Genomic DNA, 22,722 nt, shown 5'->3' with positions numbered 1-22,722 from the left:
AGGCGAACACACGTGCTGGATTACTGAGTCCCTCATGACAGAGACGATGTTCGCCGCCGACCATGCCTCCCGCTCGCTCGGGATAGAGCTGCTCACCTGTGACGAGGGCACGGCGACCCTCCGGATGGCGGTCACCGCCGCGATGGTCAACGGGCACGGCATCGCGCACGGCGGCTATCTCTTCCTGTTCGCCGACACCGCGTTCGCCTGCGCCTGCAACAGCCACGGGCCCGTGACCGTCGCCGCCGGGGCCGACATCACCTTCGTCGCGCCCGCCCGCGAGGGCGACGTGCTGCACGCGACGGCCACCGAGCGCGTCACCTACGGCCGCAGCGGCGTCTACGACGTCACGGTCGTGCGCGGCGAGGAGGTCATCGCCGAGTTCCGCGGCAGGAGCCGGACCTTGACGTGAGAGCGGGTATCCACGGTGCCGGGGGAGTGACATCGTCGGCCCATGGACTACGTCGCGCACATGCACCGCGAGCTCGTGGACTTCCAGGCCGCCGTCGCCCGTGCCGCCGAGGGAGGTGACGGCGCGCCCCTGGTGCCCTCCTGCCCCGGCTGGAGCGTGTCCGACCTCATGGGGCACCTGGGCGGGGTGCACCGCTACGTGGGCCGCGTCGTACGGGACCGGCTCCTGGAGCCCCCGGAGCCGGACGACCTCCGGCTCTACGACCTGCCCGACGGCCTGGAGGGCTGGCCCGTGCCCGAGTCGGCGCCGAACCGGGGGCCGGTGCCCCCGGCGCTGCTCACCTGGTTCGCGGAGGGCGCCGAGACGCTGGTCGCGCTGCTGCGCGAGCGGGACCCGGCCCAGAAGGCGTGGACGTGGTCGCGGGAGCAGAGCGTCGGCTTCTGGCGCCGGATGCAGGCCATCGAGGCGGCCGTGCACCGCTGGGACGCGCAGTGCGCCGTCGAGGCGCCCGCGCCGCTCGACGCGGAGCTGGCCGCCGACGCCGTCACCCAGACGTTCGAGGTGATGGCGCCCCGGCGGCGCGTCGCCCGCGAGGTCCCGCCCGGCTCCGGCGAGTGCTACCGCTTCCGCCGCTCCGACGGGCCCGAGGTGTGGACCGTGCGCTTCGAGGACGACGAGGTACGCCTGCACACCGGGCCGGAGGAGACGGCGCCCGCACCCGGCGCCGAACTGAGCGGCACCGCCTCGGAGCTGGCGCTCTTCCTCTGGCACCGGACGCCCGCGCGGCGCCTGACGATGACGGGCGACCCCAGCCTGTTCGAGCGGTACTTCACGCTCGTACCGCCTGTGTGATTCCTGTGACGTTGGTTAAGTTGTGTGGCAGCACGCACAACATCAGGCACGAGGCGCGGAGTTCCCATGGCAGATGAGCCGATCCACCCCGAGCAGCAGGTCTCCATCAACAGCTCCGTGCCGCACTCGGCGCGGATATGGAACTACTGGCTCGGCGGCAAGGACCACTACGAGGCCGACCGCGAGGCGGGCGAGCGCTTCCAGGAGGCGTTTCCGGCCATCGTCGACAACGCCCGCGCCTTCCGTGCCTTCCTCTCCCGCGGCATCCACCATCTCGCGGCCGAGGCGGGCGTACGGCAGTTCCTCGACGTCGGCACCGGGCTGCCCACGTTCGACAACACGCACGAGGTCGCCCAGCGCGCGGCGCCGACCTCCCGGATCGTCTACGTCGACAACGACCCGCTCGTCCTCGTCCACGCCCACGCGCTGCTGACCAGCCACCCCGACGGCGTCACCGACTACGTCCACGCGGACCTGCGCGACCCGGACACCATCCTCGAACACGCCGCGGGCATCCTCGACTTCACCCAGCCCGTCGCGCTGATCCTCAGCGGCATCCTCGGCCACGTCGCCGAATACGAGGAGGCCCGCGCGATCGTCGGCAGCCTCCTCAAGCCGCTGCCGTCCGGCAGCTTCCTGCTCGTCTGCGACGGTACGGCCACCAACGCCGAGCTGCAGGCCGCGCAGGACCGGCACAACGACGACGGCGAAGTCCTCTACCATCTGCGCACACCCGCGCAGATGGAGGGCTTCTTCGAGGGCCTCGAACTCGTCGAACCCGGCGTCGTCCCCTGCCCCACGTGGCGCCCCTCCGCCGACACGCCCACGGCCCTGGTGGACGCCTACGGCGGCATCGCCCGCAAGCCGTAACCCCGCGGGGCGTCACCGCACTTCTCCCTCCCGCTGCACTTGGCAGGTGCGCCCCCTGAGGGGGCACGCCCTGCTTCTCCCCGCTGCGCTTGGGAGGTCTGCCACTTGGGGGTACCCCCTGCTCGAAGAGCTCGGGGGAGCAGGGCCGGCAAGCGCAGCCCCCTGTGCCGGGTGCCCCGCGCGTGAGAGCCGGGTTCGGGGTGCCCCGGGCTGTGCTTCGCGGGGTGCGCCCGCGGCATGGCTGGGCGCGCAGTTCCCCGCGCCCCTTATGGGGCAAGCCCAGGAGCCTTGAACCGTCGCGCCCGCGCGGCGGAGCCCGGCGAGCACCGCCGGCTACCTCCTCCCCGGGCAGCCCGGCCTGGCGACCGAGAAGTCCCCGCTGTTCGACCGCTGGCGTGCCGCTCTGAGCCCCGATCTGCCGCTCGCGATCCCGGCGACGCCGGTCACCGTGACTCCGGAACGCTGGGGGCGGATCCCCCCGCACCTTCGTGCGCCGCGCCGTTCACCGTACGCACCCTTCCGGGCGGGCACAGCCCGTTCGCGGCCCGCCCGGCCGTGCTCGCCGGGACGCTCGCCGAGGCTCTCGCCTCCTGAGCGTCCCGTGCCGGTGCCTGCCCTCCCCACGGGCAGAGCCCGGCCACGGCGCGCGGCGGTTCTTCCGGATCCTCCCCGGCACCACGGCGAATCTCCTGGTCCGGGCGGTCGTCCTGGCGACCCCCGGCGTTCCGCAAGTGGCGTGCGGCCGTAGGCTGTTGGCACGAGAACAACAGAACGGTTGGTGCACAGATGAGGGAATCGGGCTACTCCCCGGAGGAGATCAACACCGGCGAGGCGCACTCGGCGCGCGTCTACGACTACATCCTGCGCGGCAAGAGCCACTACGAGGTCGACCGGGCCGCCGGGGACGCCATGGTGGAGGTGTGGCCCGCGCTGCCGGTCCACATGCGCGCCAACAGGGCGTTCATGCACCGGGCCGGGCGCTTCCTCGCCCGCGAGAAGGGCATCCGGCAGTTCCTCGACATCGGCACCGGCCTCCCCACCAGCCCCAACCTCCACCAGGTCGTGCAGGAGGCCGAGCCCTCCTCCCGCGTCGTCTACGTCGACAACGACCCCATCGTCCTCACCTACGCCGAGGCCCTCCTCGGCAGCACGCCCGAGGGCCGCACCACCTACGTCGACGCCGACATGCGCGACCCCGACGCCATCCTCGGCTCGCCCGCCTTCCGCGAGACGCTGAGCCTGGACGAGCCCGTCGCGCTCCTGGTCATCGGGATGCTGCACTTCATCCACCCGTCCGACGACGACCACGGGCTGATCCACCGCCTGCTCGACCCCCTCCCCGCCGGGAGCTACCTGGCCGCGACGGTCGCCACCGCCGACTTCGACCCCGAGGGCGTGGGCCGCGTCGCCGAGCAGTACGCGCAGGCCGGCATGCCGATGACGCTGCGGACCCGTCCCGAGGCCGCCGCGTTCTTCGACGGCCTCGACCTCGTCGAGCCCGGCGTCGTCCAGGTCCACCGCTGGCGCCCGTCCCCGGACGACGAGACGGTCGACGACCGCGACATCGCGATGTACGGCGCGGTGGCCCGCAAGAGCTAGCCTCGGCCCGGCTTCGGCCTAGGGCCCTTCTGATGGATCAGGCTGGGCTCGCGTCGTCCTGCAACTCCGTCTCCGGCGTTGTCGTCAGTTGCCAACGCTCCGCGTTGTCGCCTTCCTCCGCCTTGGATACGAAGTCACAGGACGACGCTCCCTGATCCAGCCTGATCCATCAGAAGGGCCCTAGCCCTGGGCGTCGGGGCGGGCGAGGCGGGTGAGCAGGGTGCGGAACAGGGTGCTGTTGGGGACGTCGGCCACGGATTCCTTGAACGCCGTGCGGCCCTCGCGGTCCCGGAGGGTGATCCAGCCGCCGTCCACCTCCACCGTGAGGCCGTCCCACGCGACGGGGCGGCGGAGCCTGCGGCGCAGCCCGTCACGGGTGAGGCGGACGGGGCCGAACGCGACCTCGTCGCCCCGCTCCAGCGTGGCGAGGGCGCCGGGGAGCTGGGCGCGGGCGACTCCGGCGCAGGCGGACTTCCCGAACTCGAAGTAGCGGTGGTTCTGGACCGTCGCGCTCGCGGGCCCGCCGAACGGCGCCGAGGCGGACGCCTCGCGGTGGTCGCTCCCGGCGATCTTCACCTTGGCGCCGTCCTCGCGGGTGAGGGTGAAGGAGAACCGGGTCTGGCTGTAACGGCGGACGCCCGACTCCGTCCGGTAGTGGTCGACGACGCTCTCCCGGGTGCGCATGACGGCGTCCCAGCGGAAGACCTGCGGCTGCTTGCCGTGGTCCTGGCGCACCAGCCCGTGCTCGTGCGCGAGGACCCGGTGGACCGTGTCCGGGGAGAGGCCGCGGATCGCGAAGACGTACGGCGCGTCGTCGAGCCCCGCCTCCTTCGCCGCGAGCACGGCCTCCGGCGGCAGCCGCTGCCACGGCCCGTCCTCCCCGAGCACCACCAGGTCGGCCACGCGCTTCCCCTTCCACCGTCGTCCGTCATCCGTCGTCCGTCACTCACGAGTCCTTACGTCACGGGGACGCGGCCGCGCCGTCCCCGGTTTCGCCGTCGCTCTCCGGGCGCGCCCGGCGCCACGCCTCCTCGAAGGTCTCGGCCGGGATCGCGCTCTCGGCCAGCTCCGGGTCGTAGAGGTCGCAGGGCGGGTTGATCGGCCAGTCGTCGGACGTCGAGCGTACGGACGTGCCGTCGGGCGCCACTTCCACCTGGCGCAGCCAGCGGCCGTCCGGGCCCAGCTCCAGCAGGTACGACGGGTCCTCGGGCCCGGCGTCCTCCTCGCGCCGGCGCAGCCAGACCCGTTCGCGCCCCGCGAGGGCGCCGAAGGCGGGGTGGCCGCGCTGCGCGGCGCGCCGGGCGCGGAAGCTCGTCAGCGCGGGATCCTGGCCCGGGTCGTCGATCCTGACCTCGTCCAGGCCGTCCAGCCCACGGGAGGCCGGGTCGGCGACGACCTCGACCTCCGCGTACGTCTCGGCGATCTCGCGCGCCGAGGGCGCCCACATCCACCAGAGCAGCGCGCCCATCCCGTAATCGTGCTGGACGAGATGGCGCCGCCAGCTCAGGAACGCGCCCAGCGGTTCCCCGCGCGGGCTGAGCCCGCCCCCGCAGATCCAGCTCGCGCCGTCCGCGTCGTACGTCCATGGGGCCGCGCCCCACATCGGGTGGCCGCCGAGGAGCTGCTGGGCCAGGGCCTCGACGCTCTCCCCCGGGGCGCCGCGCGCCACGAGCGCCGCGGCGACCGCCGCGACGGCCTCGCGCGAGGCGGGCGCCGCGGTGTCGCCGAGCACGGGGAGCAGGAGCAGCAGCCGGTCGTGCGGGTCGAGGACACCGGCCGTGGCGGACTCCGGCGGGCGGCGCACCGCGTCGAGTTCCGGCCAGCACAGGCCGGGCCCGACGCGGTCCTGGTCGTCGGCGGCGAGGGCCAGCCACGTGTCCCGGTCCGGGAGGGCGAGGACGTGGTCGGTGGTGCTGTGCTCCTCGCCGTTGTTCCGGTGGGCCAGGATCGCGCCGCCGCCGTCGAGCGGCACCGTGAACACCGGCCAGGCCGCCGGGTCGTCCAGCCGCTCCAGCGCGTCCCCCGCGTCGGCGGGGTCGGCGCCGAAGGCGTCCGGCGCGAACTCCCCGGCGAGGTCCGCGAGATACGCCGCCCAGAACCCGGGCTCGTCCAGCAGCGGGAGCCCGTCCACGACGGGCGCCGACGCGTACCGGGTCCGTGTCATCACCATCCGCCGATTCTCGCCCACCCGCCTACGGGGGAGTCACCGGGAGTCCCGCTCTCCGCCAGGCCTGGAAGCCGCCGACGAGATCGGTGGCGTCGAGGCCGAGCGTACGGAGGGAGGCGGCGGCCAGGGACGACGCGTAGCCCTCGTCGCAGAGCACGATCCAGCGCACCCCCTTGTCCGTCGCCTCGGGCAGCGCGCCCTCGCTGGACGGGTCGCAGCGCCACTCCAGGTGGTTGCGCTCGACCAGCAGCGCGCCCGGGATCGTCCCGGAGGCGCGGCGCTGGAACTCCGGCCTGGTGTCCACCAGATACGCGCCTCCGGCCGCCTCGGCGGCGGCCTCGTGCGGCTCCACGCGCTCCAGGGTGCCGCGCACCTGGGCGAGCAGCGAGTCGATCCCCATCTCAGTCCTCCACCGGGTCGGTGCGGTCGAGCGCGATCCGGCCGCCGGCCGTCTCGCGGTAGTACGACATCGTGGCGAGCACGGGCGCGTACGCGTGCACGCTCACGGCGGGCACGGTGCCCCTGTTGCCCACCTCGTGGACGTAGCGGGGCCCGAAGGAGCGGACGGCGCCCTCGCGCAGCTCCCTCGCGTGCGCGGCGGGCGGCCCGAGGCGGAAGGACCGCTCGGTGAGCACGCCCTCGACCACGGTGAACGCGCCCGAGGCGCCCCCGTGGTCGTGGATCTCGGTGCCCTGCCCCGGCAGCCAGGTCAGCAGCCAGACCTCGTACTCCGGGGTCTGCTCCAGCCGGGCGTGCCAGCGCTCCTCGGCGCCGAAGCGGACCCGGGGGCGCCACAGGTCCGGGCGCGCGGCGAAGGAGCGGGCGGTCCGGGCGAGCCGGGCGGGGGAGAGGACGGGGGTCAGGGCAGGGGCGGTTGCGGGCGCGGTCGCGGGCGCGACGGCGCCGAGCCGTGTGGGCATGGGACCTCGTTCGGTGTCGTACGGCGGGCGGTGCGGAAGGGAGAGCCGCGCCCGCGGCAGACACCGGGCGCGACCGTCAGGGGCGACGGCCGCGAGGACACAGCGCGCTGGCCACGCGGACGAGGTCCACGTGGTGCCGTACGAAGAAGCGCTGGCCGGTGGGCATGGCAGCAAGATTGACAGCCCCCGCCCCCCGGCGCAAATGCCCTCTCACCCTCCGAGACGCCGCGCCGGGGACGCGGAGGGGCGGCGGGCCGTGATGCCTACTCCTTCTTCGAGTAGAGGTACAGCCCCACCAGGGCTGCCACCAGGACGGCGGCGACGATCAGCGCCGTGAGCCAGCCGCCCTCCACCGAGCCCCCGCCGCCGTACTTCGCCAGGAACCCCATGCGTGATCCCCTCCCTCGGGCGGCTCACGCTACCCAGCGGGGTGAGGCTTTGGCCTAGGTTGTGCTCAACATCTTGCGTACCCAGTCCAGTTGGACTGCCTCCTGGTGGACCCCGCCGCCCTCGTGGGTGTTGTACGGGTAGATCTCGATGCGCTTGTCGGTGCCCGCGTAGGCGTTGTACGCGGCGAAGACCGTCGAGGGCGGGCACGTGGTGTCCATGAGGGCCACGGAGAAGAGGGCGGGCGCTGTGGCGCGGGCGGCGAAGGCGGCGCCGTCGAAGTAGGAGAGGGTGCGCAGCACGTTCTCCTCGGCGCCCCTGTGCATCCGCAGATAGCGGACCAGTTCGGGGAACGGTCCCGTCTCGGCGATCGACAGGGCGCGCTCGAAGTGGCAGAGGAAGGGGACGTCGACGCAGGTGGCGGCGAGGCCGGGGACGAGGGCGCCCACCGCGAGGGAGATGCCGCCGCCCTGGCTGCCGCCGAGGACCACGGTCCGTGCGGGGTCGGCGAGTTCGTGCGTACGGGCCGCCTCCAGGCCGCGTACGGCGTCGGCGTGGACGCGCCGGTAGAAGTACGTCTCCGGGTCCTCGACGCCCCGCGTCATGAAGCCGGGGGAGGAGGGGCCCGAGCCGACGGGGTCGGGGGTGTGGCCCAGGTCGCCGCCGCTGCCCTGGCCCCGTACGTCCATCACGAAGTGCGCGTACCCGGCCAGCGGCCACAGGCCCCAGGTGTGCGGGAGGCCGCGTCCGCCGCCGTAGCCGTGGTACTGGACGACGAGGGGGAGGGGGCCCGTCGCGTCGGCGGGCGCGGTGAACCAGCCCTTGACGGGGTGCCCGCCGAACCCGGCGAACGTCACGTCCCAGGTGCGGACCCCGGTCAGGGGCGTCTCGTACGGCGCGAAGGTGACCGCCGGGTCGTGGGCGCGGGTCTCGGTGAGGGTCTTCTGCCAGAACGCGTCGAAGTCGTCCGGCTCGGATATCGCGGGGCGGTAGGCGCGGAGCTGGTCGAGCGGCAGGTCGAAGTGGCCCATGGAGACGTGCCTTTCGCGCGGGGGCGGGGCGGCGTGCTGGACCACATTCTGACCGCGCCCGTGCGGCATGTACGCGACAGGCATGATTGAGGTTTTTACTAATTACACAAGGACGTTGCATAAATCACAGCGGGCAACCGTTGCGTAACTGCCCTTCATTCTAGGAGGGTTTGGAGCGTCCAATCGGACACCGGGGACCGAATATCGGACAACCATCAAGAGTGCCGGTCCCGGGTTATGGGGGGAGAACCGCACGGTGAACCACAGTTCACGGTTAAGCAATGGCGAAATATCGCCCTTAAGGCTCCTAGGGCAGGCGAGTCCGGCAGCGGTACGGCCCGGCACCGCCCCGCGGTGGGAGCCCTCGTGACGACGTCCCACAGACCCGGCCCGCCTCCCGGCGGCGGGGTCCTCGCACAGCACGACTTCCGGCAGCTCTTCCACGCGGCCGCCGTCAGTCACGTCGGCACCCACGTCACGCTCGTGGCGCTGCCTCTCATCGCCACCCTCCAACTCGACGCCACCGCCTTCGAGGTGGGCCTGCTCACCGCGGTCGAGACGGTCGCGTTCCTGCTCATCGGGCTGCCCGCCGGGGCGTGGGTGGACCGCGCCCGCAAGCTGCCCGTCCTGCTGCGTGCCGATGTGGTGCGCGCCGTCGCCATGGGCAGCGTGCCGCTGGCCGCCGTCTGCGGCGTGCTCACCATGGCGCAGCTCTACGCGGTCGCGCTCGTCACCGGCTTCGCCACCGTCTTCTTCGACGTCGCCTACCAGAGCTATCTGCCCTGGCTGCTGCCCCGTTCGCGGCTCGTCGCGGGCAACGGGGCGCTGGAGAGCGCCCGTTCGGCCGCGCAGGTCGCAGGTCCCGGGCTCGGCGGCGGCCTCGTCCAGGCGCTCGGCGCGCCGCTCGCCCTGCTCGTCGACGCCCTCAGCTATCTCGTCTCGGCGTTCTTCCTGCGCCGGATCCGCGCGCGGGAGGAGGCGCCGCCCGAGCCCGAGCCGGGCGTCTCGCTCGGCGCGCAGGTCAAGGAGGGGCTCGCGTTCGTGCTGCGGCACCCCGTGCTGCGGCTGATCGCGGCCACGACGGGGATCGCCAACTTCTTCGCCGCGCTGCAGACCGCCGTGCAGACCGTCTTCCTGGTCCGCGTCCTCGACCTGCCCGCGGGCGCCGTCGGCCTCACGCTCTCGGCCTCCGCCGTCGGCGGGCTCCTCGGCGCGGCCTGCGCCGGACGGCTCGCCCGCCGGTGCGGGCAGGTCCGGCTGATCTGGCTCGCGCCGGTGGTCACGGGCCCGTTCGCGGTGCTCTGGCCGCTGTCCGGCAAGGGGTACGGCGCCGTCTGGTTCGCCCTCGCGTCCGGCGCGGTCTACTTCGGGGCCGTCGTCTACAACGTCGCCCAGGTCAGCTACCGGCAGGCCGTCTGCCCCGAGGCCCTGCTCGGCCGGATGAACGCCACGCTCCGCTTCATGGTCTGGGGCACCATGCCGCTCGGCGCCCTCGTCGGCGGCACGCTCGCCTCGGCGGCGGGCCCCCGTACGGCCCTCTGGGTCTGCGCCGCCGGCTTCCTCCTCGTACCGCTGCCACTCCTCCCGCTCCGCAACGTCCCGGACGCCCCGCAGGCGCCGGACGCCCCGGAGACCCCGGACGCCCCGGGGGACCCGGACCACGGATCGCCCGCCCCCGGCGGGCGCGAGGCCGGTCGCCGAGACGACCGCGACGCCGAACACGACACCACCCTCCGCCCCGGTCCCGAGGGGCGCGGAGCCGCGCGGGGGCGCTGAACTCCTCCTGTCCTCGAACGACGCGGTGCCCCCCACGGTGCCGCGCCAACCACGCGCCGTGGAACGGCGCGAGAGAAGGGCCGACGTGCACACCAGCACCGATGACTGCATCACCGCGCAGTACCTCGACAGATACCGCAGGGCCGCCGAAACCACGGGCGACCCCGACGGGCTGCTGCCCGTGACGGGCGCGCAGCGGCGGTTCGTGGTCGCCCGGTACCTGGACGCGGGACGCCGTCCCGATCTCGTACCGCTGTTCTTCGCGTTCCCGCGCGGCTCCGTCGACCCGGAGCGGCTGCGCGAGGCCGCCGGGTACCTGGCCGCCGCGCACCCGGCGCTGCGCACCCGTGCGCATGTCGTACGGGGCGTGCCCGTGCAGCGGCTGGGGGCGCCCGGGGCGGAGGTGAGCCGCGTCATGCCGCGGCCCGGCGAGGGCGCGGCCGACGCGCTGCGCCGCGCGCTCGCCGCGTGGCCCGCCGACGGGCCGCCCATGCGGCTGTTGCTCACCGACGCGAGCGCGGCGGAGACGGACGGCGAGGGGCCGATGGAGATCCTCGCCCTCGCCCTCGACCACGCCGTCTGCGACGAGCAGTCGCTCGGCCAGCTCTCCGCCGACCTCGCCGACGCCTACCGCCACCGCCTCGGCCCGGGGGACGTGCCCGCCGCGCGCGCCGAGGCCGACGCCGCCGCGTACGCCGAGGCCGTCGCCCTCCAACTGGAGGCCGAGCGCCGCGCGTCGGCGCCCGAGGCCCTGGCGTACTGGACGCGCCGCCTCGACCTGGGGCGGGTCACGGGGCGTGCCGCGTTCGTGCCGGACACCGTGCGCCCCGCCGGGGCCGTACGGGCGCGGCTCGCGCTGCCCCCGGGGCACGCCCGCGCCGTCGCGTTCCCCGCGCTCCTCGACGCCTGCGGCATCGCCGCCCGCGCCCTGTCCGGCGAGGAGCACGTGCCGCTCCTCGGCTACCCGTGGGGCGGGCGGCCCGCGAAGGCCGCACCCGTGCTCGGCTGCTTCCTCAACACCGTCGTCCACCCCGCCGTGCCCCGCCGCGACGCCTCACCGGCCGCCGCCGACGAGGCCGCCACCACCTGGTGGGACGACCTCGACCACGCCGACGCGCCCTACGACGAGGTCGTACGGGCCGTGCGCGCCGCCGGAGTGCCCTGGACCGGGAGCCTCGACGGGCTGCTGACCTTCGAGGACCTGCACCGCCGCCCGCCGCTGCGGCTCGGCGACGCCGAGGGCCGCGAGATCCACATCGACGGGCGCCCGCTCCAGGCGCCGTTCACCGTCGCCGTCTCCTACGGGACCGACCTGCTCGTCCGTATGGCCTGGGACAGGGGAGCCCTGCCGGACGCGCGCGCCGAAGCCGCCTTCGACCTGCTGATCACCGCGCTCCACGCGCACCTGGGACCACATGCCGGGTGAACCCCGCGGCTCCGGCCCGCACGCCGGCCGCCGCTCGCCCACCGCACGACCACCATCCATGGGAGGAACCATGTTCGGACTGTCTCCGTCGCAGGAGATCGTCTGGCTGCACGAGGAGATGCTGCCCGGCAGCCGTGCGTACAACTTCACCGCGACCGTCGACCTGTGGGGGACGCTCGACGAGGACGCGCTGCGCCACGCGCTGGGCTTCGCGCTGGACCGCCACCCGGGCCTGCGCCTCGAACTCGTCGCCCGCGAGGGCCAGGTGCCCGCGCAGCGCGTCCGCGAGGACTGCGCGCCCCGCTTCCGCACCCTGGACCTGACCGGGGAGACCGATCCGGAGGGCGCGTTCGACGACGTGCTGCGCGCCGAGGCCGAGGCGCCCCTCGACACCTTCGAGGCGCCGCTGCTGCGCTGGTGCCTCGTCCGGCTCGGCGAGGGCCACCACCGCCTCGTCCACGTCGAGCACCATCTCGTGCACGACGGCCGGTCGTTCGCGATCCTGCTGCACGACCTCTTCGCCGCCTACCGGGCCCGCGTGCTCGGCGAGACCCTGGAGCTGCCCGAGGCGCCCTCGTACGAGGAGCACGCGCGGGCCTCCGCCGACCCCGCGCGGCGCGCCGCGAGCCTCGCGTACTGGGAACGGGAGCTGGGCGACGCCGCGTTCGACGTCCCGCTGCCCGGCCTCGCGCGCCCCGGCGTGCGCAGGCGGCACGCGGGCGGCCAGCTCCGCCAGGCCATCGGCGCCGACCTCGCCGAGAAGCTGCGCGCGCACGGCAAGCAGAGCGGGCACACCCCGTTCTCCACGCTGCTGACCCTCTTCACCGAGCTGCTGCGCCGCCACAGCGGGCGCGCCGACCTCGTCGTCGGCACCGCCGTCGGCAACCGGCCCGAGGGGTACGAGGACACCGTCGGGATGTTCGTCAACACCATCCCGCTGCGGCTGCGCCTGGACGCGGAGTCCGAGGCCGTCGAGGCCGTGGACGAGGTCACCGACTCCCTCTTCCGCTCCCTGCCGCACCAGGACGTGCCCGTGCAGGAGCTGACCCGCGCCCTCGGCCTGCACACCAGCGGCGCCGACAACCCGCTGTTCAGCGTGATGTTCAGCGCCCACGACGCGCGGCTGCCGGAGATCGACGTGCCGGGCCTGGAGGTCTCCCTCTTCGAGGGCTTCAACACCGGCACCACCCGCTTCGACCTCGACCTCGTGCTCATCCCCGACGACCGCCGGGTCATCGGCCCGCGCGGCGGCGCCGCCGGGATGACGCTCGTGTGGGACTACGACCGCGACCTGTTCACGGAGGACACGGCGCGGCTCCTCGCCGCCCGCTTCCTCGGCCTGCTGCGCGCCTACCTCGACGCGCCCGCCGCCCCGCTCGCGGCCCTCGCCCCGGAGCCGACCGGCACCGGGCCGGGGACGACCGGCACCGCGCCGGAGGACACCGGCACCGCGACCGCGACCGGGGAGGAGGCCGGGCCGCTCGACGTCACCGGCATCCTGGACCCCCTCGGCCGGCACGACGACGCCGCGCCCGCGTTCGTCAGCGGGCCCCGCACGCTCACCCACGGACAGCTCGACCAGCGCGTCGAGGAGCTGGCCGGGCGGCTGCGCGCCGCGGGCGTCGGCCCGGGCCAGCCCGTCGCCGCCGTCCTGCCGCGCGGCGAGGACTCCGTCGTCGCGCTCCTCGCCTGCCTCCGCGTCGGCGCCGCGCACTGCCCGCTCTCGCCCAACGACCCGCGCGGGCGCCTGGAGGCCCTCCTCGGACGGCTCCGGCCCGCGCTGGTCCTCACCACCCGCGAGAGCGCCCTCGCGCTGCCCGCCGAGGGGCTGCCGCTGGCGCTGCTCGACGGGCCCGCGTTTCCGAGGGCCGCGGCGGACCCGGTGCCGGAGCTGGCGCACGCCGCGTACGTCATCCACACCTCGGGCTCCACCGGACTGCCCAAGCCCGTCGTCGTCGGCCGCGACGCCCTCGCCCGCTACGTCCGCGCGATCGCCGAGCGGTACGCGCTGGGCACCGAGGACCGCGTGCTGCTCTTCGCGCAGCCCTCGTTCGACGTGGCCCTCGAAGAGGTGCTGCCCTCGCTGTACGCCGGGGCCTGCCTCGTCGCGCCGCAGCGCGAGGTGCCCACCGGCGCGGAGCTGACCGCCGTCCTCGCCGCGCGCCGGATCACCGTCGCCAACCTGCCCACGAGCTACCTCCTCGCCGTGCGCGACGAACTGGGCGAGGCGCTGCGCGACGGGCGCTGGAAGCCGCGCCTGCTGGTACTCGGCGGCGAGCGACTGCCCGTCTCCTCGCTGCGCCCCCTCCTCGACGCCTGCGCCGAAGCGGGCACGACCGTGCTCAACGCCTACGGGCTCACCGAGGCCACCGTCACGAGCACCGTCCAGGAGGTCACCGCCGACGAGCTGAACGGCGGCGGCGAGGTGCCGCTCGGCACCGAACTGCCGGGCACCCGGGTCCACGTCCTCGACGCCGGGCTGCGCCCGCTGCCCGCCGGGGCCGTCGGCGAACTCGCCGTCACCGGCACCGCGCTGGCCGACGGCTACCTGGGCAACCCGGAGGCCACCGCGGCCCGCTTCGTGACCGTCGACGCGCTCGGCGGCGCCCGCGCCTACCTCACCGGCGACCTCGGATACCGCGACACCGCGGGCCGGGTCTGCTTCCTCGGGCGCCGCGACAACCAGGTCAAGCTGCGCGGCTACCGCATCGAGCTGGAGGAGATCGAGGCCGCCGCCGCGACCGTCGCCGGGACCCTGTGCGCGGTCGTGCACGAGCCCGACGCCGAGGGCGGGCCCCGGCTCACCGGGTTCCTGGAGTCCGACGAGGAGCCGGACCAGCTCGCGCTGCACCAGGCCCTCTCCGGGCGCCTGCCCGCGCCGCTCGTGCCCGCGCGGTGGGTCGCGCTCAAGGAGATGCCGACCCTGCGCGGCGGCAAACCGGACCGCGCCGCGCTCGCCCGTACGGCCGCCGAACTCCCCGAGGGCATCGAGGAGTCCGCCGACCGGGCCTCCGGCGACGACGCCGCCTGGCTGAAGGACGCCGACCCGGCCGTCGCGCTGCTCGCCGAGGGCTGGCGCGAGGTGCTGGGCCACGGCGACTTCACCCCGGCCTCGCACTTCTTCCAGGCGGGCGGGCACTCGCTGCTCGCCGCGCAGCTCGCCGCCTGGCTGGAGGAGCGCACGGGCCACCGCCCGCCGCTGCGGCTGCTGTTCCAGAACCCCGTACTGGCCGAGCAGGCCGCCGCGCTGGAAGGGGCACGCGCATGAGCACGGGCATGAGCACGCCTTCGTCCGTCCTGGAGGACGAGCACCGCGAACTGGTCGGCTCCTTCGAGTCGTTCATCCGCAGGGAACTCGTCCCGCTCGCCGCCGAGATCCCCGAGAGCGGCGACCTGCCGCCGGACGACATGCGCGCGTACGCCCGCTCCCGCTCGGCAGCGCTCGGCTTCTACGCGGGCGACTACCCCGAGGAGCTGGGCGGCTCCGGCATGCCGTTCACGGCGGTCGTCCTGCTGCACCACGCGGCGGGCCGCAGCGGCTGCCCCCTCGCGCCCTACGCGCTGGCCGGATCCGACGGGCCCAGCCCGCTGCTGCGCAACGGCACGCCCGAGCAGATCGAGCGCTACCTGCTGCCGCTCGTACGGGGCGAGGCCTCGCGCTGCCTGGCCCTGACCGAACCGCAGGCCGGCTCCGACGCGTTCAGCCTCACGACGACCGCCACACGCGACACCGGGTCGGGCGAGTGGGTGCTGCGGGGCCGCAAGACCTTCGTCAGCGGCGCCGACAAGGCCGACTTCACGCTCGTCATCGCCGCCGTGGACGGCCAGCCGACGGCCTTCGTGGTCGAGGCGGCCAACCCCGGGCTGCGCCTCGGCCAGCGCTACGACGGCATGTCCGGCGAGCCCGTCTTCGAGGTCCTCCTCGACGAGGCCCGCGTCCCGGCCGACGCCGTGATCGGCGGCGAGGCGGGCGTCGGCAACGCGCTGGGCAACGGCATGGACAACCTCTCGCGGGGGCGCCTGGTCGTCGCCGCGATGTGCGACGGCATCGCCGAGTACGCGCTGTCCCAGGGCGTCGAGTACGCCCGCGAGCGCCGCGCCTTCGGCGAGCGCATCGGCGCCTACCAGCACGTCCAGGAGCACCTCGTCAGCTCCCGCGCGGAGATCGAGGCCGCGAAGCTCCTGACGCTGGCCTGCGCGCGGCTGGTCGACGTCGGGACCGAGTCCCCGGAGAACGCGGCCCTCGCGAAGCTGACCTCGTCCGAGACGGCGGTCCGCGTCGTGGACCGCGCCCTGCGCGTCCACGGCGCGACGGGCTGGGTCCGCGGCCATCCGCTCGAATTCCTGTACCGGTACGTCCGGATGATGACGGTCATCGAGGGCACGTCCGAGATCCAGAAGGTGATCATCGCCCGCTCGATGGGCCTGGGCTGACGCGGGGCCGCGCGCCGCGTTCCTCCACACGACGTGAACCACCGAGGAGACATGAACGACTCCGCTGTACTGCACGCGCAGACACCACAGACATCACAGACATCCGCACCCGCATCCGGATCCGCGACGCCGAGCGTCGCGCACACCGCCCCGCATCCCGGGGCCCAGGACGGCGACGTCCTGGACAGGTACGCACGGTGGGTCCGGGAGACCCCCGCCGCCCCCGCCGTCGAGGACGGCGAACTCACCTGGTCCTACGGGGAGATCGACGCCCACGCGAGCCGTACGGCCGACGCGCTGCGCCCGCACGTCCGGCCCGGCGACGTCGTGGCCGTCTGCCTCGACCGCTCGGCCGCGCTCGTGGCCACGGCCCTCGCCGTGGCCCGGCTCGGCGCCGTCTATCTGCCGCTCGGGCCGCGCCCCGGGGCCCGGCGGCTCGCGGTCGTCACCGAACGGCTCGGCGTGCGCTGCCTCGTCGGCGACCCCGCGCTGCTGCCCGCCGACGACGGCCGCGAGCACCTTCCGCTTCCGCTCCCCGAGGGCGGCGCCAACGCCGCGCCGCGCGCGGTGGCCGCGCTCGGCGCCCGTACGGAGGAGAGCGGGGCCGCCCTGCCGGACGGCACGCACTACGTCGTACTGACGTCCGGCTCGACGGGCGAGCCCAAGGCCGTCGCCGTGGGCGGCGCGTCGCTGGCCGCGCTGACCGCCTGGTACGGCGCGTACGTCGGCGCGGGCCCCGGCGAGCGGCACAGCCTGCTCGTCGGCGTCGCCTTCGACCCGCACCTCAAGGAGCTGTGGACGGCGCTGACGACCGGCGCCGCGCTGAGCGTCCCGCCGGAGGAGGTGCGCTGGGACCCCGAGGCGCTCACCGACTGGTGGCGCGCGGCCGGGGTCACCGCCGCCGTGCTGCCCACGCCGCTGGCCGAACTGGTCCTCGCCCGGCCCTGGCCCGCACTCCCCGCGCTGCGCCACCTCACGGTCGGCGGCGACCGGCTGCGCGCCTGGCCGGGCGCCGACGTCACGGCGCGGGTGCACAACGCGTACGGGCCCGCCGAGGCCACCGTCATGACCACCGTCCACGCCCTCGACGCGCGCGCCGAGGACACGGACGGCAAGGACCCGGGCGCCGGCGACACCGCCCAGCCGCCCCCGATCGGCGCGCCCGTCGGCGGCGCGCTCGTGTGCGTGACCGACGACGAGGGCCGCGCCGTGCCCCGGGGCGAGCCCGGCGAACTCCGGATCGGCGGCGGACTGCTCGCGCTCGGCTACGCCGACGCCGAGCTGACCGCGCGCCGTTTCGTCACCCCGCCGCCCGGCGTGACCGGGACCGACCGCGTCTACCGGACGGGGGACCGGGTGCGGATGCGGGAGGACGGCGTCCTGGAGTTCCTGGGCCGGCTCGACAGCCAGGTCAAGATCAGCGGCGTACGTGTCGAACTCGCCGAGGTCGAGGCCGCCTTCGAGCGCGACCCGCGCGTACGCCGTACCACCGTGGCCGCGCGCGAGTCGGCGTCGGGCAAGGCGCTCGTCGCGTTCGTGGAGGCGGAGGGCACGGCCGTGGATGTCGCCGAACTGCTGAGCGGCGTCCGCGAGTGGCTGCCCGAGCAGGCCGTCCCGGCCGTCGTCCGCTTCGTCGACACCTTCCCGCTCGACGCCAACGGCAAGGTGGACCGCACCGCGCTGCTCGCCGCCGAGGAGACGGCCGCCCACGCCCCGGCGGCGGAGGAAGAAGCGGACGGCACCGAGGGGCTCGTCCTCGCCGTCTGCCGCGAGCTGCTGGAGACCCCGGCCCTCGCCCTCGACGACAACTTCATGGAATCCGGCGGCACCTCGCTGCTCGCCGCGCGGCTGCTGGCCGTGCTGGAGGAGCGCTGCGGGGTCCGGCTGCGCGCGCCCGAGCTGCTGCGCCAGCCCGACCTGCGGGCACTGGCCGCGCTGGTCGACAAGAAGCACGCCCAGCAGGGAGGAAAGTCATGACCACCAGGAACCGGGACCGGGCCCCCGCGCCCTCGTTGCCCGCGCGCGTCGCCGCGCACGCGCGCCGTACGCCCGACGCGCTGGCCGTGCTCGACGGCACGACCGCGCTCACCTACGGCCAGTTGGCGGCCTCCGCGCGCGCCCTCGCCGGGGAGCTGCGCGAGCGGGGCGTGCGCGAGGGCAGCGCCGTGGGGCTGCTGCTGCCGCACGCCGCCCGTACGGTCGTCGCCCAGCTCGCCGTCTGGTGGGCGGGCGGCCACTACGTGCCGCTCGACCCCGGCTATCCGGCGACGCGCCTGCGCGCCATGCTCGCGGGCGCCGGAGCCGCCCTGACCCTGGGCGAGAAGGGCCCGCTGGAGGAACTGGGCATCCCGGACGAGCAGTCCTTCGTCCTCCCCGAGGGCTGGGAACCGCACGCCTCCGCCGAGGCGTCCGCGTCGGACGCCGGGGAGGCGCCGCCGGAGCCCGCGGACCCCGACGCGCTCGCGTACGTGATGTACACCTCCGGCTCCACCGGCAAGCCGAAGGCCGTCGGGCTCACCCGGCGCGGGATCGCCGGGCTCGTCAGCGAGCCGGAGTTCCTCACGGTCACCCCGAGGGACCGGGTGCTGTTCCACTCGCCGCTCGCCTTCGACGCCTCGCCGTTCGAGGCGTGGGTCGCGCTGGCGAACGGGGCGGCCGTCGCCGTCTCCACCGCCGACCGGCTCTCGATGGACGGCCTCGCGCGCGACGCGGAACGCCTCGGCGCCACCGTCGCGTTCCTCACCACCGCGCTCTTCCACCAACTCGCCGACCGCCGCTCGCCGCTGTTCGGGCTGCTGCGCACGGTGGTCGTCGGCGGCGAGGCCATGTCGGCGCGGCACGCCCGTACAGTGCTGCGGGCGCACCCGTGGCTGGAGCTGGTCAACGGGTACGGGCCGACGGAGACCACGACGTTCGCCACCGCCCACCGGGTCACGGACGCCGACTGCGACGGGCCCGTGCCCATCGGCCGCCCCGTCGCGGGCGCCGAGGCACGCCTGCTCGGCGAGGACGGCACGCCCGTGCCGGAGGGGGAGACGGGCGAGCTGTGGATCGGGGGGCCGCGCGTCGCCGTCGGCTACCTGGGCCAGCCGGAGCTGACCGCCGAGCGCTTCCTCGACGACGGGGACGAGACCGGGGCCGGGGGGCGGCTCTACCGCACCGGCGACCTCGCCTCCCGGGGCCCCGACGGCGTGCTGCGCTTCCACGGGCGGGCCGACGACCAGGTGAAGGTGCGGGGCTACCGCATCGAGCCCGGCGAGATCGAGCACGCGCTGCGGCGGCACGCGCGGGTCGCCGACGCCGCCGTGGTCGTACGCCGTCCCACGCCGGACGACGCGCGGCTGTCCGCGTTCGTCGTGCCCGAGGACGGCACTGTCCCGCCCTTCCCCGACGAGCTGCGCGCGCACCTGGGGGCCGAACTGCCGCCGCACATGGTGCCGAACGCCTGGTTCACGGTGGACGCGCTGCCGCTCACCGGCACCGGCAAGGTCGACCGCAGGGCCCTCGCCGAGCAGCCCGTCGCCTCCGACGCGGCCTCAGCCGCCCCTTCCCCGGCCGCTCCCGGCGCGCTCTCGCCGCTCCAGGAGGTCGTGGCCGAGGCCTGGGCGCGGGCGCTGGGCGAGCCCGTGACCACGCCCGAGGCCGACTTCGTCGCGCTGGGCGGGCACTCCCTGCTCGCCCTGGCCGTGGTGGAGGACCTCCGCGAGGACCTGGACGTCGAGCTGTCGCTGGCCGACTTCTTCGCGGCGCCGACGGTCGCCGACCAGGCCGGGCTGCTCCAGCGGGCCCTCGCCGCCGAGACGGAGGAGCCGGAGGGGACGGACGGGCCGGACGGCTCCGGCCCGCTCACCGTGCCCGAGGGGGCGGGACGATGACCACCGCACAGGACGCCTCCCGCGAGGAGGAGCTGCTCCGCCGCGCCCGGCGCCGCCGCGCCGACCGGGGCGGGCCCGGCGCACGGGCCGCCGCCGGGGAAGGGCCCGCGCCCCTCTCGTACGCGCAGCGGCGGATGTGGCTGATGGACCGCCTCGGCGAGGACGGCACGACCTACCACGTGCCGTTCGCCACCCGGCTGCGCGGCCCGCTGGACGTGCCCGCGCTCGGCCGTGCGGTCGCCGCGCTGACCCGCCGCCACGAGGTGCTGCGCACCCGGTACGCGGAGCACGAGGGGGAGCCCCGCCAGCACGTCGTGGACGCGGAGCCGCCCGCGCCCCGCCTCGTGGAGGAGCCCTGGCCCGCCACGCGGACGCTGCGCGAGGAGGCCGCGCGCCCCTTCGACCTGGCGGCGGGCCCGCTCCCGCGCACCCTCGTCGTACGGCACGGGCCCGAGGACCACACCGTGCTGCTGACGTTCCATCACATCGCGGTGGACGGCACGTCGCTGGGCGTGCTGGGCCGGGAGCTGGCCGAGCTGTACGGCGCCGAGCGCGAGGGGCGTACGCCCGCGCTGCCCGCCGACGTGCCCCGGTACGCCGACTTCGCGCGCCGCGAGCAGGCCCGCGTCCCCGAGCTGGAGGCCGGGCTCGAACACTGGCTGACGAAGCTCGCGGGCGCCCGCCCCGTGCCGCTGCCGCCCCCGGCGGCGGACGAACCCGCCGAGGGCGTACGGGTGTTGCGCGCGCCCCTGCCCGAGGGCGCGCTCGACGGGCTGCGCGCCACGGGCGTCCGGCACCGGACCACGCCGTTCGCCGTCGTCCTGGCCGCCGCGTACGCCGCGCTGCTGCGCACCACGGGCCACGAGGACCTGGTGATCGGCTGCGCCGCCGACCACCGGGACGGCGCCCGCACCCGCGACCTCGTGGGGCTCTGCGTCAACACTCTCCCGCTGCGCGTCCACACCGGCGGCGCCGGGGACCTCGACGCGCTCGTCGGCCTGGTGCGGGACGCGCTGCTGGAGGCGCTCGGCCACCGGGACGTGCCCTTCGACATGATCGTGGAGCGGCTGGGCGGCGCCGCGCGCGACAGCAAGGGCAACCCGCTGCTGAACGTCACCGCCGACCTGCTGTCCGAGCCCGCCACGCTCGGCCTCCCCGGCACCCGCGGCGAACCGGTCGAAGTGGACCTGGGCACCGCCAAGTTCGGCCTGTCGCTCTGCGTCGAGGAGACCCCGGACGGCGCCCGCTGCCTGGTGCAGTACGAGGCGGCGCGGCTCGGCGGCGAGGCCGCGCGGCGGCTGCTCGACGCCTTCGCCGGCACGCTGCGCGCGGCGGCCGGAACGGGGCGGCTCGCCCTGGAACGGCCCGGCGCCGCGCCCCCGCACCCGGCGCTCGCGCTGCTGCGGGAGCGCCCCGAGATCGCGGAGGCGCTGCTCGTGGAGCGCGAGGGGCTGCCGCCCCTCGCCTTCGCGGTGCCCGACCCCCGGGGCCCGGTGCGCGGCGCCTCGCCGACGGCGCTCCGCGCGGACCTGCGGGCCCGGCTGGACGCCGCACTCGTGCCCGGGCGGGTGACGCTGGTCGACGCGCTGCCCCGCACGGACGGCGGCGAGGTGGACACCGCGCGGCTCCCGGGCCTCGCGGCACCGGCGGGCACGGGCGCGCGGGCGCCGTTCGCCGGGGTCCGCGCGCGTGCGGTGCTCACCGCGTTCGGGGAGACGCTGGGCGACGAGCCCGGCCCGGACGCCGACTTCTTCCTCCTCGGCGGGCACTCGCTGCTCGCGGTCCAGCTCGCCGAACGGCTCCGCGAGCGGCTGCGGCTGCCGCTCACCGGGCTCGACGTGATGGAGCACCGCACGCCGCGCGCGCTCGCCACGCTGCTCGACGCGCGTGCCCGCGCCCGCGAGTCGGCGTCCGGCGCGAGGGCCACGGCCACGGGCACGGGCACCGCGCAGGGCACGCGTACCGTCCTCGTCACCGGGGCCACGGGCGGCGTCGGCGCCTTCGCCGTCCGCGAGCTGGCGGCGCGCGGCTACGCCGTACGGGCCCTGGCGCGGCCCGAGTCGGCGCATCTGGCGGAGCCGGGCGCCGAGGTCGTCGAGGGCGATCTCCGGGACCCCGACGGGCTGCGCCGGGCCGCCGAGGGCGCCGACGCGATCGTCCACGCGGCGTGCACCTTCACCGACCACGAGGCGGACCGCGCCGCCATGCGGGCCCTGCTGGACGGCTGGCGCCGGGGCCCGTTCGTCTTCGTGAGCAGCACGGACGCGCACGGCGAGCCGGAGGCGCCGCTCAGCGCGTACGGCCGCGCCAAGCGGGACTGCGAGCGGATGCTCGCCGAGGCGGCGGGCGCGGACGGCAGGGGCGGCGGCAGCGCGGTCCGGGCACCCATCGTGTGGGGCCCGCACGACAGGTTCCGGGCGCAGCTCCAGTGGGGGGCGACGGGGGAGCTGTACCAGGCCGTACGCTCCGGGACGCCGCTCGCGCTGCCGGACCCGGCGGACGGCTGGTACGGCACGCCCTGGGTCCACGCCGCCGCGCTGGCCCGCGCCGTGGCGCGCTGTGTGGAGCGGCCCGCCGACGGGGTGCTGGACGCGGTCGGGGGACACGTCGCGTGGGCCGAGTTCGTGGACGAGCTGGCGCGGCTCACGGGGGACGGGGCGGCAGTGAGCGTGACCCCGCTGGAGGGCGAGCCCGACCCGCGGCACCGGCACCGCTTCACGCCTGCCGCCGAGCTCGCGGCCGAACTGGCCGAACGCCCAGGAGAGGACTGGCGCTCAACGCTCGCGACAATGCTGCGCGCTGAGTAGCGCCCCAAAGGGGCGCGGGGAACTGCGCGCCCAGTTGGTACGAACGCGCGGCCTGCGACGCACCGTTGGGGCAGCCCGGACCCAGCACCGGGCAGAGGCTGCCCCAACAGGTGCGTCGCGGGCCGCGCGAGCGTCGTGGCTGGGCGCGCAGTTCCCCGCGCCCCTT

17 protein-coding genes are annotated in these 22,722 nt (G+C 75.5%); 11 read left to right on the top strand and 6 right to left on the bottom strand.

The genetic code is table 11. From position 1 onward, the window contains the following. Positions 1 to 34: 34 nt before the first annotated feature. From paaI to ABD343_RS18710, 4 genes are all read left to right on the top strand, one after another. A complete protein-coding gene (gene paaI, locus ABD343_RS18730) occupies positions 35 to 412 on the top strand; it encodes a hydroxyphenylacetyl-CoA thioesterase PaaI (protein WP_344529591.1) in 378 nt (125 codons plus the stop codon). 42 nt (positions 413 to 454) lie between these two features. Further along, entirely contained in the window at positions 455 to 1,264 is an 810-nt protein-coding gene (locus ABD343_RS18725) for a maleylpyruvate isomerase family mycothiol-dependent enzyme (RefSeq protein ID WP_344529589.1), read from the top strand. 66 nt (positions 1,265 to 1,330) lie between these two features. Continuing rightward, entirely contained in the window at positions 1,331 to 2,134 is an 804-nt protein-coding gene (locus ABD343_RS18720; protein ID WP_344529588.1) for an SAM-dependent methyltransferase, read from the top strand. Positions 2,135 to 2,920: 786 nt separating this feature from the next. After that, positions 2,921 to 3,733, top strand: a complete 813-nt coding sequence (locus tag ABD343_RS18710) for an SAM-dependent methyltransferase (protein WP_344529586.1) — start codon at positions 2,921 to 2,923, stop codon at positions 3,731 to 3,733. Between the two features lie 180 nt (positions 3,734 to 3,913). On the opposite strand, the gene ABD343_RS18705 is transcribed toward ABD343_RS18710, so the two are convergent. The 6 genes from ABD343_RS18705 to ABD343_RS18680 all read right to left on the bottom strand — a co-directional run bounded on the left by ABD343_RS18705 (position 3,914) and on the right by ABD343_RS18680 (position 8,238). After that, complete coding sequence (locus ABD343_RS18705; RefSeq protein ID WP_344529584.1) at positions 3,914 to 4,636, bottom strand: hypothetical protein; 723 nt, start codon at positions 4,634 to 4,636, stop codon at positions 3,914 to 3,916. Between the two features lie 58 nt (positions 4,637 to 4,694). Further along, positions 4,695 to 5,903 carry a hypothetical protein gene (locus tag ABD343_RS18700; protein WP_344529582.1) on the bottom strand — a complete coding sequence of 403 codons (1,209 nt, stop codon included), beginning with the start codon at positions 5,901 to 5,903 and terminating at the stop codon, positions 4,695 to 4,697. Positions 5,904 to 5,925: 22 nt separating this feature from the next. Beyond that, positions 5,926 to 6,300, bottom strand: a complete 375-nt coding sequence (locus tag ABD343_RS18695) for a rhodanese-like domain-containing protein (protein WP_344529580.1) — start codon at positions 6,298 to 6,300, stop codon at positions 5,926 to 5,928. Between the two features lies 1 nt (position 6,301). Continuing rightward, positions 6,302 to 6,820 (bottom strand): cysteine dioxygenase, encoded by a 519-nt coding sequence (locus ABD343_RS18690; RefSeq protein ID WP_344529578.1) that lies wholly within the window; start codon positions 6,818 to 6,820, stop codon positions 6,302 to 6,304. A 263-nt stretch (positions 6,821 to 7,083) separates the two neighbouring features. Continuing rightward, complete coding sequence (locus ABD343_RS18685) at positions 7,084 to 7,209, bottom strand: hypothetical protein (protein WP_344529576.1); 126 nt, start codon at positions 7,207 to 7,209, stop codon at positions 7,084 to 7,086. 54 nt (positions 7,210 to 7,263) lie between these two features. Next, the gene (locus ABD343_RS18680) at positions 7,264 to 8,238 is read right to left on the bottom strand and encodes an acetylxylan esterase (protein ID WP_344529964.1); all 975 of its coding nucleotides are present in this window, start codon (positions 8,236 to 8,238) and stop codon (positions 7,264 to 7,266) included. A gap of 366 nt (positions 8,239 to 8,604) precedes the next feature. Here ABD343_RS18680 and ABD343_RS18675 point away from each other — a divergent pair, with 366 nt between their 5' ends. The 7 genes from ABD343_RS18675 (at position 8,605) to ABD343_RS18645 (ending at position 22,556) form a co-directional block, all read left to right on the top strand. Continuing rightward, complete coding sequence (locus ABD343_RS18675; RefSeq protein ID WP_344529574.1) at positions 8,605 to 10,014, top strand: MFS transporter; 1,410 nt, start codon at positions 8,605 to 8,607, stop codon at positions 10,012 to 10,014. Positions 10,015 to 10,099: 85 nt separating this feature from the next. Then, positions 10,100 to 11,440: a non-ribosomal peptide synthetase gene (locus ABD343_RS18670; protein WP_344529572.1), complete on the top strand. Its 1,341-nt coding sequence runs from the start codon at positions 10,100 to 10,102 to the stop codon at positions 11,438 to 11,440. A 70-nt stretch (positions 11,441 to 11,510) separates the two neighbouring features. Beyond that, a complete protein-coding gene (locus tag ABD343_RS18665) occupies positions 11,511 to 14,708 on the top strand; it encodes a non-ribosomal peptide synthetase (RefSeq protein ID WP_344529570.1) in 3,198 nt (1,065 codons plus the stop codon). After that, complete coding sequence (locus tag ABD343_RS18660) at positions 14,705 to 15,874, top strand: acyl-CoA dehydrogenase family protein (RefSeq protein WP_344529568.1); 1,170 nt, start codon at positions 14,705 to 14,707, stop codon at positions 15,872 to 15,874. The genes ABD343_RS18665 and ABD343_RS18660 overlap by 4 nt, the downstream gene beginning before the upstream one ends. Before the next feature lie 51 nt (positions 15,875 to 15,925). Next, positions 15,926 to 17,851 (top strand): amino acid adenylation domain-containing protein, encoded by a 1,926-nt coding sequence (locus tag ABD343_RS18655; protein ID WP_344529566.1) that lies wholly within the window; start codon positions 15,926 to 15,928, stop codon positions 17,849 to 17,851. Further along, a complete protein-coding gene (locus ABD343_RS18650) occupies positions 17,848 to 19,749 on the top strand; it encodes an amino acid adenylation domain-containing protein (protein ID WP_344529564.1) in 1,902 nt (633 codons plus the stop codon). The genes ABD343_RS18655 and ABD343_RS18650 overlap by 4 nt, the downstream gene beginning before the upstream one ends. Beyond that, positions 19,746 to 22,556, top strand: a complete 2,811-nt coding sequence (locus tag ABD343_RS18645) for a condensation domain-containing protein (RefSeq protein ID WP_344529563.1) — start codon at positions 19,746 to 19,748, stop codon at positions 22,554 to 22,556. The genes ABD343_RS18650 and ABD343_RS18645 overlap by 4 nt, the downstream gene beginning before the upstream one ends. The last annotated feature ends 166 nt before the right edge of the window (positions 22,557 to 22,722 follow it).

Origin of the sequence: Streptomyces albiaxialis, assembly GCF_039530985.1 — a bacterium.
Lineage (GTDB): Bacteria > Actinomycetota > Actinomycetes > Streptomycetales > Streptomycetaceae > Streptomyces > Streptomyces albiaxialis.
This window is presented reverse-complemented; position numbering and strand designations above follow the sequence as displayed.